The 14157-nt window shown below is 70.7% G+C and carries 9 protein-coding genes and 1 tRNA gene; 1 reads left to right on the forward strand and 9 read right to left on the reverse strand.

Annotation, left to right across the window (positions count from 1 at the left end):
• Positions 1 to 19 precede the first annotated feature (19 nt).
• From EDF51_RS03165 to EDF51_RS03180, 4 genes are all read right to left on the reverse strand, one after another.
• A tRNA-Leu gene (locus EDF51_RS03165) sits at positions 20 to 101 on the reverse strand.
• A 53-nt stretch (positions 102 to 154) separates the two neighbouring features.
• Entirely contained in the window at positions 155 to 1333 is a 1179-nt protein-coding gene (locus tag EDF51_RS03170) for a helix-turn-helix domain-containing protein (protein ID WP_134193811.1), read from the reverse strand.
• A gap of 52 nt (positions 1334 to 1385) precedes the next feature.
• Positions 1386 to 1784 (reverse strand): DUF779 domain-containing protein, encoded by a 399-nt coding sequence (locus EDF51_RS03175; RefSeq protein ID WP_134193813.1) that lies wholly within the window; start codon positions 1782 to 1784, stop codon positions 1386 to 1388.
• Positions 1784 to 3325: an aldehyde dehydrogenase family protein gene (locus EDF51_RS03180; protein WP_134193815.1), complete on the reverse strand. Its 1542-nt coding sequence runs from the start codon at positions 3323 to 3325 to the stop codon at positions 1784 to 1786. Before EDF51_RS03180 ends, EDF51_RS03175 begins: the two co-directional genes overlap by 1 nt.
• Before the next feature lie 182 nt (positions 3326 to 3507).
• Between EDF51_RS03180 and EDF51_RS03185 the strand changes: the two genes are divergently transcribed.
• Positions 3508 to 4047: a DUF308 domain-containing protein gene (locus EDF51_RS03185; RefSeq protein ID WP_166673482.1), complete on the forward strand. Its 540-nt coding sequence runs from the start codon at positions 3508 to 3510 to the stop codon at positions 4045 to 4047.
• A gap of 18 nt (positions 4048 to 4065) precedes the next feature.
• Here EDF51_RS03185 and EDF51_RS03190 read toward each other — a convergent pair whose 3' ends face one another.
• The 5 genes from EDF51_RS03190 to lgt all read right to left on the reverse strand — a co-directional run bounded on the left by EDF51_RS03190 (position 4066) and on the right by lgt (position 14062).
• A complete protein-coding gene (locus tag EDF51_RS03190) occupies positions 4066 to 5160 on the reverse strand; it encodes a VIT1/CCC1 transporter family protein (RefSeq protein WP_134193819.1) in 1095 nt (364 codons plus the stop codon).
• Positions 5161 to 5290: 130 nt separating this feature from the next.
• Positions 5291 to 6736, reverse strand: coding sequence for a pyruvate kinase (pyk, locus tag EDF51_RS03195; RefSeq protein ID WP_134193821.1), 1446 nt, complete (start codon positions 6734 to 6736; stop codon positions 5291 to 5293).
• Positions 6737 to 6893: 157 nt separating this feature from the next.
• On the reverse strand, positions 6894 to 8351 hold the full coding sequence (locus tag EDF51_RS03200; protein WP_131846522.1) for a glutamate synthase subunit beta: 1458 nt from the start codon (positions 8349 to 8351) through the stop codon (positions 6894 to 6896).
• Complete coding sequence (gltB, locus tag EDF51_RS03205; RefSeq protein ID WP_134194023.1) at positions 8344 to 12861, reverse strand: glutamate synthase large subunit; 4518 nt, start codon at positions 12859 to 12861, stop codon at positions 8344 to 8346. The genes EDF51_RS03200 and gltB overlap by 8 nt, the downstream gene beginning before the upstream one ends.
• Before the next feature lie 202 nt (positions 12862 to 13063).
• Positions 13064 to 14062: a prolipoprotein diacylglyceryl transferase gene (gene lgt / locus EDF51_RS03210; RefSeq protein WP_131846521.1), complete on the reverse strand. Its 999-nt coding sequence runs from the start codon at positions 14060 to 14062 to the stop codon at positions 13064 to 13066.
• Between the last annotated feature and the right edge of the window lie 95 nt (positions 14063 to 14157).

The following is a 14157-nucleotide window of genomic DNA, read 5'->3' on the forward strand; positions in this document are numbered from 1 at the left end:
GACGCCGGATGTTGCGTTGTACGAGTGGCGGGACTTGAACCCGCACGCCGTGAGGCAGAGCATTTTGAGTGCCCCGTGTCTGCCGATTCCACCACACTCGCGAGGAGGCCAACACTACCAGCCCGCCCCGCGCCTCCCGGCCCCGCCGACCGGTTCAGGGACCCTCGAGCGCCTCGATCGCCGCCACGAGACCGGCTCGTCGCGGCGACCGCCGCGGCAGGACCGCGAGCAGCGCGCGGAGCACGCGCGCGTCCGCCGCACCGTCCGGCGTCCGCGCCCACGCGAGCAGCGCCTCGACGCTGCCGTCCGCGACGACCGACTCGCGGAACCGACCGCGCACCAGGTCGCGCACGGCGTCCACCCCCGGCGCAGCCGACCCCGGCAGGACCGGTCCGGTGTACCGGTCGACGGCCTGGAGGCGCGCCCCGCGGTCGAGCGCGGACAGCACCGTGTCGACGTCGGTCGCCATACCGGTCACCCGGTACGGTCGCGACGTCACGGTCACGCCCGACGCGTGCTCCGCGAGGACCCGTCGGAGCCGCACCACCTCGGCGCGCAGCGTCACGACGGCGCCGGCGTCGCCGTACACGGCGTGCGCGAGGTCGGCGGCCGCCAACCCGTCGGGGTGGGCGGCGAGGACGACCAGGAACTCGGAGTGCCGCGCGGACAGGTGGACCCGGCGGTCGTGGACGCGCAGGACGGCGGTGTCGGTGCCGAGGACCGTCAGTTCCGCGCCGGGTGCGCGCGGCGTCGACGCGGCGGACGCCGGGAACCGGCTCGCGGCCAGGGCGAGCTGCGCCTCGGCGGCGGCGACCGTGGCGGTGAGGAGCGAGAGGGTGTGCCGTTCGACGGCCCGGTCGTCGCCCGTCAGGTCGAGCACGCCGACGGTGGCACCGTGGGCGTCGTGCACGGGCACTGCGGTGCACGACCACGGCTTGACGGCGTTCGCGTAGTGCTCGTCGGAGCGGATCTGCACCGGCCGGTCGAGCCGCAGGGCGGTACCGGGCGCGCTCGTGCCGACGCGGTCCTCGGCCCAGTCGGCGCCGGGGACGAAGCCCATGTCCTCGGCCGCACGTCGGGCCGTCCGCGCGCCGTCGACCCACACGAGCCGACCGGAGGCGTCGCCGACGGCGAGGACGCAGCCGGCGGAACGGGTGTCGTCGAGCAGCAGGTGCCGGACCACGGGCAGCAGGGTGGCGAGGGGGCCGTCCCGGCGGGCGGCGTCGAGCTCGTCGTCACCGAGTGCGAGCGCGGGGACCCCGTCCGGGTCGACCGCCGCGGACCGTCGCCAGGACGCGGCGACGAGCGGGCGGAGCCGGTCGGGTGCGCGCATGCGTCCTCCGATCGACCCCACCCGCCGCACCGTCGCGACGAGTACGGCCAGCCTACGTCCGGTGCGCGACCGGGACCAGGCCGAGATCCGCCAGCTCGGCGTCGTCGAACATCCGCGACCGGGTCAGGAACCGCTTGCCTTCGGGACTTTCCACCGAGAACCCGCCACCCCGCCCGTCGACGACGTCGATGGTGAGGTGCGTGTACTTCCAGTACTCGAACTGCGACACCGACATGTACACCTCGACGGGGTCGATGCCGTCGACCTCGAGTGCCCCGAGCAGGACGTCGCCGGAACCGGTCCGGAACATGCCGACGGGGTAGCACATCGGGCTCGAGCCGTCGCAGCAGCCGCCCGACTGGTGGAACATCAGCGGGCCGTGCCGGGCGGTGAGGGTGCGCAGGAGCTCCCCCGCCGCCGGCGTGACCGCCACGCGTGCGGTGTCGGGCATCAGAAGAAGCCCATCGGACCATCGGCGTAGGACACGAGCAGGTTCTTCGTCTGCTGGTAGTGGTCGAGCATCATCTTGTGGTTCTCGCGCCCGATGCCGGACTGCTTGTACCCACCGAACGCCGCACCCGCCGGGTACTGGTGGTACGTGTTCGACCACACCCGTCCGGCCTGGATGTCACGTCCGGCGCGGTACAGCGTGGTGGCCTCGCGACTCCACACCCCGGCACCGAGGCCGTAGAGGGTGTCGTTGGCCGTGGCGATCGCGTCGTCGTAGCCGCTGAAGGACGTCAGCGCGAGGACCGGACCGAAGATCTCCTCCTGGAAGATCCGCATCGAGTTGACGCCCTCGAACACCGTCGGCGTGACGTAGTACCCGCCGGAGAGCTCCCCGCCGAGGTCCGCGCGCTCCCCGCCCGTGAGCAGCTTCGCGCCCTCCTGCTTGCCGATGTCGATGTAGCTCAGGATCTTCTCGAGCTGGTCGTTCGACGCCTGGGCGCCGATCATCGTGGACAGGTCGAGCGGGTGCCCCTGCTTGACGGCGCGCACCCGGTCGAGGCCGTCGGCGACGAACCCGTCGTAGATCTCCTTCGCCACGAGCGCCCGGGACGGACACGTGCAGACCTCGCCCTGGTTGAGGTTGAAGAAGGTGAAGCCCTCGAGCGCCTTGTCGTAGAAGGAGTCCTTCTCGGCGGCGACGTCGGGGAAGAAGACGTTCGGGCTCTTGCCGCCGAGCTCGAGCGTCACCGGGATGAGGCTCTGCGAGGCGTACTGCATGATCAGCCGACCGGTGGTGGTCTCGCCGGTGAACGCGATCTTCCGGATGTCCGGGTGCCGGGCGAGTGGTGCGCCGACCTCGATGCCGAAGCCGTTGACGACGTTGAGCACGCCGGCGGGCAGGAGGTCGCGGATGAGCTCGACGAGCACGTGGATCGACGCCGGGGTCTGCTCGGCGGGCTTCAGCACGACGCAGTTGCCCGCAGCCAGGGCCGGTGCGAGCTTCCACACGGCCATCAGGATCGGGAAGTTCCACGGGATGATCTGTCCGACGACGCCCAGCGGTTCGTGGAAGTGGTACGCCACGGTGTCGTGGTCGATCTCGCCGGCCGAGCCCTCCTGCGCGCGGATCGCTCCGGCGAAGTAGCGGAAGTGGTCGATCGCGAGCGGGATGTCGGCGCCGAGGGTCTCGCGGATCGGCTTGCCGTTCTCCCACGTCTCGGCGACGGCGAGCATCTCGAGGTGCTCCTCCATGCGGTCGGCGATCTTGTTGAGGATGACCGCGCGCTCGGCGGCGCTCGTCCGCCCCCAGGTCGGGAACGCCTTGCAGCCAGCCGCCACCGCACGGTCGACGTCGGTGGAGTCACCGCGCGCGACCTCGGTGAAGACCTTGCCGGTGACGGGGGTGGGGTTCTCGAAGTACTGCCCGCTCGTCGACGGGACGTACTCGCCGCCGATGAAGTGGTCGTACCGCGATCGGTACTGCACGAGGGAGCCCGGTTCGCCGGGTGCGGCGTAGCTGGTGGGCGATGGTGCGATGGTCATGGTGGTGGCCTTTCGACGACGCTGTCGGGGCACGCACGGTTCGCGTGCTGCTCGCACCGTACGACCGCGGGGGTTGCATCCGGTTGCACGGGCTCACGCCCGCTCGGGTCCGAGGACCGCACGGGCTCGCCGTCGGCCGGGTAGCGTTCGGGACTCCAGCGGTCCGATCAGGAGGAGTGTCCGTGGATTCTCGTGCCGTCCGCACGTTCCGGGTGTTCGTCGTCGTCACGGCGGTCGTCGCGATCGCCCTGGGGATCGTCGCCATCGTGTGGCCCCGGCCGTCGCTCGTCCTCGTGGCGCTGCTGTTCGGCGTCTACCTCGTCGTCGCCGGCGCCCTGCGGGTCGTGGCTGCGGCGCGCGGGCACGGGACGCCGACGGTGTGGCGGTGGACCTCCGGGATCGTCGGTGCGCTCGTCGCGGTCGCCGGACTCGTCGCGCTGCTCGACCCCGCGATCCCCCTGGTCGTCTACGCCGTGCTCGCCGGGGTCGGCTTCGTGATCGAGGGCATCGTGTCGATCGTGGGCGGCTTCGTCGGCCACCCCGGGTCGTCCCGGGTGCCGACGCTGGTGAGCGGCGTGCTGTCGATCCTCGGCGGTGTCGTCGTGCTCGTCGCGCCCGGCCTCGCGCTCACGATGTTCATGGTCTTCGCGGGCATCGCCCTCATCGTCGTCGGTGCCGCGGCCCTGCTGCTGCTCCCGCCGCGAGCCGCCGTCCGCCGGTAGGCGGTGCCCCGTCCGCCGCTACGCGGTGCCCGTCCCGAACAGCAGCCCGAGCGCGTAGGTCACGACCGCGGCGCCGAACCCGATCGCCAGCTGCCGGAACGCCCGCTTGCCCGGCGACGCACCGCTCAGCACGCCGACGACCGCACCGGTGCCGAGCAGGGCGAGTCCGACGAGCGTGCCGGCGACCGCGATGGCCGCCCACCCCTGCATGCCGAACAGGAACGGCAGCACCGGAATGATCGCGCCCGACGCGAAGAACAGGAAGCTCGACACCGCGGCACTCAGGCCGTTGCCCACCGCCTCGTGGTCGTCGGTGACGGTGACCGGACCCGTCGACGGGCGTCGCTCGCCGATGCCGGACAGCACCTGCGCTGCGTGCTCGGTCGCCTCGGCCTCGGCCATCCCGCGGGCGCGGTACACCAGAGCGAGCTCGTTCGCGTCGACGTCGAGGTCCGCCACGGCGCGGCCGGCCTCGGGGTGCGGTGCGGACGCCTCGAGCAGTTCGCGCTGCGACCGGACCGACACGTACTCCCCCGCACCCATCGACAGGGCGCCGGCGAGCAGGCCCGCGATGCCGCTCAGCAGCACGAAGTGCCGGTCGGCGCCCGACGCGCTGATGCCGATGATGAGGGCCAGGTTCGACACGAGTCCGTCGTTGGCGCCGAAGACCGCCGCGCGGAAGGTGCCCGACAACCGCATCCGTCCGCGGTTCGCGAGCCCGCGCACCACCTCGCCGTGGATGCGCTCGTCGGCGGCCATGCTCGCGGTCGCGTCGTCGTCGTCGGCGTACGGCGAGCGGTCCTCGGCGCGCTGCATCAACGCGAGGACGAACACCGACCCGAACCGCTTCGCCAGCGTCGCGAGGACCCGGGTGCGCAGACTGCCCCGCTGCGGACGTCCGACGTCGTCACCGAGCAGGTCGAGCCAGTGCTGCTCGTGCCGTCCCTCGGCCTCGGCCAGCGCGGCGAGGATCTCGCGTTCCTCGCCGGACCGCCGCGCGGCCAGGTTGCGGTAGACCGCGCCCTCGGCGCGTTCGTCGGCCAGGTAGCGGCGCCAACGGCGAACGTCGGCGCGCGGCGTCGGGTGTTCGGTCTGGAGGCTCACAGCAGCCATCCTGCCGCCTGCGGCCGATCGGTGGTCGCCACCAGGGCCGTGGAGACGCGGCAGGGCGCGGACCGGAGGCGACGCGTGTTCGTGCGCCGGGCCTCCTGTCCGCGCCCTGTCGGCGTCGGGATCCTGCGGATCAGTCCCGCACGTAGGCCGGAGCGGCCTCGGCGTGGGCGTCGCCCACCCGGTGCACGCGCAGGTCGTTCGTCGAGCCTTCGATCCCGGGAGGCGAACCGGCCGTCACGATGACGCGGTCGCCGGGGGCGGCCAGGCCGTTCTCGAGCAGGACGTCGTCCACCTGCGAGAAGAGCTCGTCGGTGTGGGTCTTGCGCTCGACCAGGAACGACCGGACGCCCCAGGTGAGCGCCATGCGGCGACGCGTGGCCTCGTTCGGGGTGAAGGCGATGATCGGCAGGCCGTGGCGCAGACGCGACATGCGGCGCGCCGAGTCGCCGGACTCGGTGAACACGCAGAGGTACGAGGCCTCGGTGAACTCCGCGATCTCGACCGCGGCGAGGGTGATCGCCCCGCCGAGGGTGCGCGGCTTCGTGCCGAGCGGCGCGATGCGCTCGAGGCCGTGGTCCTCGGTCGACTCGACGATGCGGGCCATCGTGCGGACGGTCTGCACCGGGTACTCGCCGACGCTGGTCTCGCCCGAGAGCATGACCGCGTCCGCACCGTCGAGGACGGCGTTCGCGACGTCGGAGGTCTCGGCGCGGGTCGGGATCGGCGACGAGATCATCGACTCGAGCATCTGGGTCGCGACGATGACCGGCTTCGCCATGCGGCGGGCGAGCTCGACGGCCCGCTTCTGCACGATCGGGACAGCCTCGAGCGGCAGCTCGACGCCGAGGTCACCGCGGGCGACCATGATGCTGTCGAAAGCGTCGATGATCTCCTCGAGCGCGTCGACGGCCTGCGGCTTCTCGATCTTCGCGATGACGGGGAGGCGCTTGCCCTCTTCGTCCATGATCTCGTGCGCGCGGACGACGTCCGAGGCGTTGCGGACGAAGGAGAGCGCGATGAGGTCGGCGCCCTGGCGGATGCCCCAGCGGAGGTCGGCCTCGTCCTTCTCGCTCAGCGCGGGGACGTTCACTGCGACGCCGGGCAGGTTGATGCCCTTGTTGTTCGACACCGTGCCGCCGACGACGACCTCGGTACGGACACGGACGCCGTCGGTGTCGAGCACGCGCAGGCGGACCCGACCGTCGTCGATGAGCAGCGGGTCGCCGGGCTTGACGTCCTGGGGCAGACCCTTGAACGTCGTGCCGCAGATCTCCTTGGAACCGGGGACGTCCTCGGTCGTGATCGTGAACACGTCGCCGACCGCCAGGTCGTGCGGGCCGTCGGCGAACCTTGCCAGACGGATCTTCGGACCCTGCAGGTCGACGAGGATCGCGACCGGCTTGCCGAGCTCCTCGGCAGCGCGACGGACGTTCACGTAGTTGGCCTCGTGGACGCTGTAGTCACCGTGGCTGAGGTTGAGTCGGGCGACGTCGACGCCCGCTTCGATGATCTCCTTGACGGTCTCGTAGTCCGACGTTGCCGGTCCGAGCGTCGAAACGATCTTTGCGCGTCTCAATGGATTCCTTCGTGGTGGTGGGTGATGCTCTGGTTTCCGCGCTGTGGGGCCGCGCGGAACGAAGCGAGGCCACCAGCACCTTATCGAGTGCTGGTGGCCCCTCGCTCACCGGGGGGTGAGCATCTGGTGGTGGTTGGTCATGCGGCGAACGGTCATCTCAGACCGACATCGCGCGGTCGGTCGCCTTCACCGGCGCCGGCAGGATCGTCGAGCCCTCGAGGTACTCGTCGACCTTCGCCGCCGCGGCGCGGCCCTCGGCGATCGCCCAGACGATCAGGGACTGCCCGCGGCCGGCGTCACCGGCGACGAACACGCCCGCCTCGTTCGTCGTGTAGTCGGCGCGGCGGTCGAGCGCACCGGACACCGTCGTCGGCAGACCGAGCTGCGGCTCGATCGTGTCGGATTCCGGACCGGTGAAGCCCATCGCGACGAGGACGAGGTCTGCGGGGATCTCACGCTCGGAACCGGCCTTCGGCACGCGACGGCCGTCGAGGTACTCGGTCTCGGCGACCCGGAGCGCACGGACCTCGCCGGCCTCGTTCGCCAGGAACTCGACGGTCGAGGCGAGGAAGTGCCGCTCGCCGCCCTCTTCGTGGGCGCTCGTCACCTCGAAGACGGTCGGGAACATCGGCCACGGCTGCTCGGACGGACGCTCCAGCGGCGGCTGCTTGCCGATCGCCAGGTTCGTCACGCTCAGGGCGCCCTGCCGGTGCGCGGTGCCGATGCAGTCCGCACCGGTGTCACCGCCGCCGATCACGACGACGTGCTTGCCCTCGGCGGTCAGCTGGTTGTCGACCCGGGTGCCGGCGTTCGCCTTGTTCTGCTGGACCAGGTAGTCCATCGCGAAGTGCACGCCCTCGAGGTCGCGCCCCGGGATCGGCAGGTCGCGCGGCACCGTGGCGCCGGTCGCGACGACGACCGCGTCGTAGCGCGACTTCAGGTCGTCCCAGGTGATGTCGCGGCCGATCTCGACGCCCGCACGGAAGCGGGTGCCCTCGGCCTGCATCTGGGACAGGCGCGCGTCGATCTGGCGCTTCTCCATCTTGAAGTCCGGGATCCCGTAGCGGAGCAGCCCACCGATGCGGTCGTCGCGCTCGTAGACGGCGACGGTGTGCCCGGCGCGCGTGAGCTGCTGCGCGGCGGCCAGCCCGGCGGGGCCGGAACCCACGACGGCGACGGTCTTGCCCGTCAGACGCTCCGGCGGGTGCGGGGTGACCCAGCCGTTCTGGAACGCCTCGTCGATGATCGAGACCTCGACCTGCTTGATCGTCACGGGCGGCTGGTTGATGCCGAGCACGCACGAGGACTCGCACGGAGCGGGGCACAGCCGGCCCGTGAACTCCGGGAAGTTGTTCGTCGCGTGCAGTCGCTCGATCGCCTGACGGCCTTCACCGCGCCAGGTCAGGTCGTTCCACTCCGGGATCAGGTTGCCGAGAGGGCAGCCCTGGTGGCAGAACGGCACGCCGCAGTCCATGCAGCGGCCGGCCTGGCGCTTGAGGGCACCCGACTCCTGCTGCTCGTAGACCTCTTTCCAGTCCATGAGCCGGACGGGCACGGGGCGCCGTGCCGGCAGTTCGCGTTCCTGGACCTTGAGGAATCCCTTGGGGTCAGCCACCGGTCACCTCCATGATTCGATTCCAGACGACGTCGCCGTCGGGGTCGAGCCCCTCGTCGACGGCGCGCTGACGGGTCTCGAGCACCGCCGCGTAGTCACGCGGCAGCACCTTGACGAAGTCGCTCAGGTCGCCGGACTCGAGCAGGTCGGACGCGAGCGTCGAACCGGTCTCCTCGGCGTGCCGGGTGAGCAGGTCGGTGACGATCTCGACGTCGGCGCTGTCGAGCGCCTCGAGTCGGAGTTCACCGGTCGCGAGGGCGTCGGTGTTGACGTGCTCCTCGCGCAGACCACGGACGTACGCGGTGCCGCCCGACATGCCGGCCCCGAGGTTCCGACCGGTCTCGCCCAGGATGAGCGCGAGCCCGCCCGTCATGTACTCGAGCGCGTGGTCGCCCACGCCCTCGACCACCGCGGTCGCCCCCGAGTTGCGCACCAGGAAGCGCTCGCCCACGATGCCGCGGATGAACATGCTGCCCTGGGTCGCTCCGTAGCCGATCACGTTGCCGGCGATGACGTTCTCCGCCGGGTCGAAGCCCGAACCGGCGTCCGGCCGCACGATGATCTCGCCACCGGACAGGCCCTTGCCGACGTAGTCGTTGCTGTCGCCGATGAGGCGCAGGGTGATGCCGGCGGGCATGAACGCGCCGAGCGACTGTCCGGCGGAACCGCGCAGCGTGACGTCGATCGAGCCGCTGGGCAGCCCGTGCTCGCCGTGCCGTTTGGTGACCTCGTGGCCGAGCATCGTGCCGACCGCGCGTTCGGTGTTGCGGATGGGCAGGTCGAGCGCGATCGAGCCGCCGTGGTCGAGCACGTCGGCGGTCTGCTGGATCAGCCCCACGTCGAAGTGCTGCTCGAGCTCGTGGTCCTGCTCGCGCTGGTGGCGACGGGGCTCGGCGTCCTCGAAGTGCGGACCCGCGAGGACCGGTGCGAGGTCGAGCCCTGACGCCTTCCAGTGCTCGAGGGCACGGTCGACGTCGAGGGCGTCGGACCGGCCGATCGCCTCGTCGAGGGTGCGGAAGCCGAGCTCGGCGAGGAGCTCGCGCACTTCCTGCGCGATGAACTCGAAGAAGTTCACGACGAACTCGGGCTTGCCGGAGAAGCGCTTGCGGAGCTCGGGGTTCTGCGTCGCGACCCCCACCGGACACGTGTCGAGGTGGCACACGCGCATCAGGATGCAGCCCTCGACGACGAGCGGAGCGGTGGCGAAGCCGTACTCCTCGGCGCCGAGCAGGGCTGCCACGACGACGTCGCGCCCGGTCTTCATCTGACCGTCGACCTGCACGACGACGCGGTCGCGCATGCCGTTCAGCATGAGCGTCTGCTGCGTCTCGGCGAGGCCGATCTCCCACGGGGTGCCGGCGTGCTTGAGCGAGTTGAGCGGGGACGCACCCGTGCCACCGTCGTGTCCGGACACGAGCACGACGTCGGCCAGGGCCTTCGTCACGCCGGCCGCGACCGCGCCGATGCCGGACTGGCTCACGAGCTTCACGTGGACGCGTGCGGCCGGGTTGGCGCGCTTCACGTCGAAGATCAGCTGCTTGAGGTCCTCGATCGAGTAGATGTCGTGGTGCGGCGGCGGCGAGATGAGGCCGACGCCGGCGGTGGCGTGCCGGGTGCGGGCGACCCACGGGTACACCTTCTGCGGGGGCAGCTGGCCGCCCTCGCCGGGCTTCGCACCCTGCGCCATCTTCAGCTGGATGTCGGTGGCGTGGGTGAGGTACATGCTCGTCACGCCGAACCGCCCGGAGGCGACCTGCTTGATCGCGCTGCGGCGCTCGGGGTCGAGCAGCCGGTCGACGTCCTCGCCGCCCTCGCCCGTGTTCGAGCGGCCACCGAGGCGGTTCATCGCGATCGCGAGCGTCTCGTGGGCTTCCTTCGAGATGGAGCCGTACGACATCGCACCCGTGTTGAAGCGCTTGACGATCGACTCGATCGACTCGACCTCGTCGAGCGCGACGGGCTTGCGGACGCCGTGCTTGAAGCGGAACAGCCCGCGCAGCGTCATGAGCTCCTCGGACTGGTCGTCCACGGCACTCGAGTACTCACGGAAGATGTCGTACCGGCGGGCACGGGTGGCGTGCTGCAGCCGGAAGACGGTGTCCGGGTTGAACAGGTGCGGGGGGCCTTCGCGACGCCACTGGTACTCGCCGCCGGTCTGCAGTCGCTCGTGCGACAGGACCGCGCCGTCCTGCGGGTACGCCTGGGCGTGCCGCTCGGCGTTCTCCTTCGCGATGACGTCGATGTCGACCCCGCCGAGGATCGACGACGTGCCGGTGAAGTACTTGTCGACGAACTCCTGGCTGAGCCCCACGGCTTCGAACGCCTGGGCGCCGGCGTAGCTCGACACCGTCGAGATGCCCATCTTCGACATGATCTTCAGGACGCCCTTGCCGAGCGCCTTGATCACGTTCTTGACGGCCTGCTCCGGGGTGATCCCGGTGATCATGCCGGCACGGACCAGGTTCTCGCAGGTCTCCATCGCGAGGTACGGGTTGATCGCCGACGCGCCGTACCCGATGAGGGACGCCACGTGGTGGACCTCGCGCACGTCGCCGGCCTCGACGATCAGGCCGACCTTCATGCGCTGCTCGGTGCGGATCAGGTGGTGGTGCACGGCGGCGAGCAGCAACAGGCTCGGCACGGGCGCCTGCTCGGCGTTGCCGTCGCGGTCCGACAGCACGATGAACTGCTTGCCCGACTCGATCGCGGCGTCGACCTCGTCGCACACGGCGGCGATGCGCTTCTGCATCGCCTTCTTGCCGGCGTCGACGCGGTACAGGCCCTTGATCGTGACCGTGAGGTGCCGACCCGACTCCGTCTCGAAGTGCTGCACCTTGGCGAGCTGGTCGTTGTCGATCACCGGGAAGTCGAGCGTGATCTGCTTCGCGTGCTCGGGACCGGCCGACAGCAGGTTGCGCTCCGGACCGAGGCCCATGCCCATCGAGGTGATGACCTGCTCGCGGATCGAGTCGAGCGGCGGGTTCGTCACCTGGGCGAACTGCTGGGTGAAGTAGTCGAACAGCAGCCGGGGGCGCTGCGAGAGCACCGCGATCGGGGTGTCGGACCCCATCGCACCGAGCGGCTCCGCGCCCACCTGCGCCATCGGGCGGAGCAGGATGCGGACCTCTTCTTCGGTGTACCCGAACGCACGCTGCCGACGGGTGACCGATGCCGGGGTGTGCACGATGTGCTCGCGGTCGGGCAGGTCGTTCAGGTTGATGCGGCCCTCGTCGAGCCATTCGCCCCAGGGGCCGGAGGACGCCAGGCCCTGCTTGACCTCGTCGTCCTCGATGATGCGGCCGGCCTCGGTGTCCACCAGGAACATCCGGCCGGGGCGCAGACGGCCCTTGCGGACGACCTTCGCGGCGGGCACGTCGATGACACCGGTCTCGGACCCCATGACGATGAGCCCGTCGTCGGTGACGAGGAAGCGCCCGGGACGCAGCCCGTTGCGGTCGAGGGTCGCGCCGACGAGCGAGCCGTCGGTGAAGGTGATGGCGGCCGGACCGTCCCACGGCTCCATGAGCATCGAGTGGTACTCGTAGAAGGCCCGCAGCTCCGGGTCCATCCCGACCTGGTTCTCCCAGGCCTCCGGCACCATCATCGACACCGCGTGCGGCAGCGTCCGGCCGGTCAGGGTCAGGAGCTCGAGCACCTCGTCGAACGACGCCGAGTCGCTCGCACCGGGGCTGACGATCGGCAGCAGCGGCGCGACGTCGCCGATCAGTTCGCTCTCGAGCTGCGACTGGCGTGCGCGCATCCAGTTGCGGTTGCCGCGCACCGTGTTGATCTCACCGTTGTGCGCGATCGTCCGGAAGGGCTGCGCGAGCGGCCACGACGGGAACGTGTTGGTCGAGTAGCGCGAGTGCACGATCGCGAGCTTCGACGCGAAGCGCTCGTCGCTGAGGTCCGGGTAGAACGGCTCGAGCTGCAGCGTCGTGACCATGCCCTTGTAGACCATGGTGCGGCTCGACAGCGACATGAAGTACAGGTCGTTCGCGTGCTCGGCGCGCTTGCGCAGCCGGTAGGTCTGGCGGTCCAGCGCGATGCCGCTCCACGAGGCGCCGTGCACGTCGTGGCGCACCGAGGCGACGAACAGCTGCTCGAACGCCGGCATGGCCGCGCGCGCCAGGGTGCCGAGCACCTCGGGGCGCACCGGGACCTCGCGCCAGCCGAGGACCTTGAGGCCCTCTTCGCGCGCCAGTCGTTCGACGGCGCCCTTGACGGCGTGCCGGTCGCCCTCGTCGGTCGGCAGGTAGGCCGTGCCGACCGCGTACTCCCCCGCCGCCGGCAGGTCGAACGGCACCACGGCGCGCAGGAACTCGTCCGGCACCTGGCACAGGATGCCCGCGCCGTCGCCCGTGCCGGCGTCCGAACCGACGGCACCGCGGTGCTCGAGGTTGCGGAGGGCGCCGAGTGCAGCGTCGACGATGTCGTGGCCGGGCGTCCCGCGCAGCGTCGCGACCATCGCGAGACCGCAGGCGTCCTTCTCGTTCGCCGGGTCGTACATGCCGGTGGCGTCGGGGACCGCCGAGAACCGCCGGCGCGGCGGCACGAGGGACTTCGGTGCCGAGGGCTGGAGTGGCTGGAGCGCCATGGGGGAACCGTCCTCACGAGGAAGTGGAACAGGGACAGCGGTGGCCCGGTGGTGCGTTCCGCCCAGACGGGCGGGACTGGTGCCCGTGCCCCGCTTGTGGCGGGGAGGAGTGCTCCTAGGCGCGGTCAGTGGGAGTCGTGACCGCTCCGGAGCCCTGGGCGACGAGGCGTTCGTCGTCGTCCTCGTGCTCCGAGAAGGTGTCGTCGGAGTCTACATCGGACTTCGGACGCGGCTCGCGACCGGGCAGGTACGGGCTCGGCTCCTTGCCGGTGTGCCGACGGCTCTGCACGATGAAGATGACGATCCCGAGCAGGATGGCCGCGAACGACATCCAGACGTTGGTGCGGATGCCCGCGAAGGTCTCGCTGGTGTCGACGCGGATCGACTCGAGGAAGGACCGGCCGACGCCGTACCAGATCAGGTACAGGGCGAGGACCTTGCCCCACTGGAGCGTGAACTTGCGGTCGAGCAGCAGGATGACGACGACGCCCAGGACGTTCCAGATGATCTCGTAGAGGAACGTCGGGTGGAACAGCGTGCCCTCGGGCAGGCCCTTCGGGAACGCGGCGTTCGTCGACTCGATCTGCAGGCCCCACGGCAGGCTGGTCGGCATGCCGAAGAGCTCGTGGTTGAAGTAGTTGCCGAGCCGACCGAACGCCTGCGCGAGCAGCACCCCGGGTACGACGGCGTCGATGAACGACGTGAACCGCAGGCCGACCTGGCGGCAGCCGATCCAGGCACCGACGGACCCGAGGATCAGGGCGCCGAAGATGGCGAGCCCGCCCTCCCAGATGTACAGGAAGGACAGCGGGTCGATGCCGGGGCCGAAGTAGTCGGACACGTGCGTGAACACGTGGAAGAGCCGGCCGCCGATGATGCCGGCGGGCACCGCCCAGATCGCGATGTCGATGATGATCCAGCGCTCGACGCCGCGCGCGTTGAGGCGGCGGTTCGCGAGCAGGACCGCGGCGACGATCCCGAGCAGGATGCAGATCGCGTACGCGTGGATGCGGAAGTCGAGCGGCAGCGACCAACCGAACACGTCGCGCAGCCAGGCGGTCAGGTCGAAGTACTGCCAGGCGGTGCTCGGGCTCGGGATGCTCAGGAGGGGCATGGAGGAACGGTCGCCTTTCGGAACTGACGGGGCGCGGTGTCGACGTGTCGTCGGCCCCGCTCACTGTAGCGCGGACCGTGGGCCCGCCAGGAACT

Origin of the sequence: Curtobacterium sp. PhB25 (assembly GCF_004365375.1) — a bacterium.
Taxonomy (GTDB): Bacteria; Actinomycetota; Actinomycetes; order Actinomycetales; family Microbacteriaceae; genus Curtobacterium.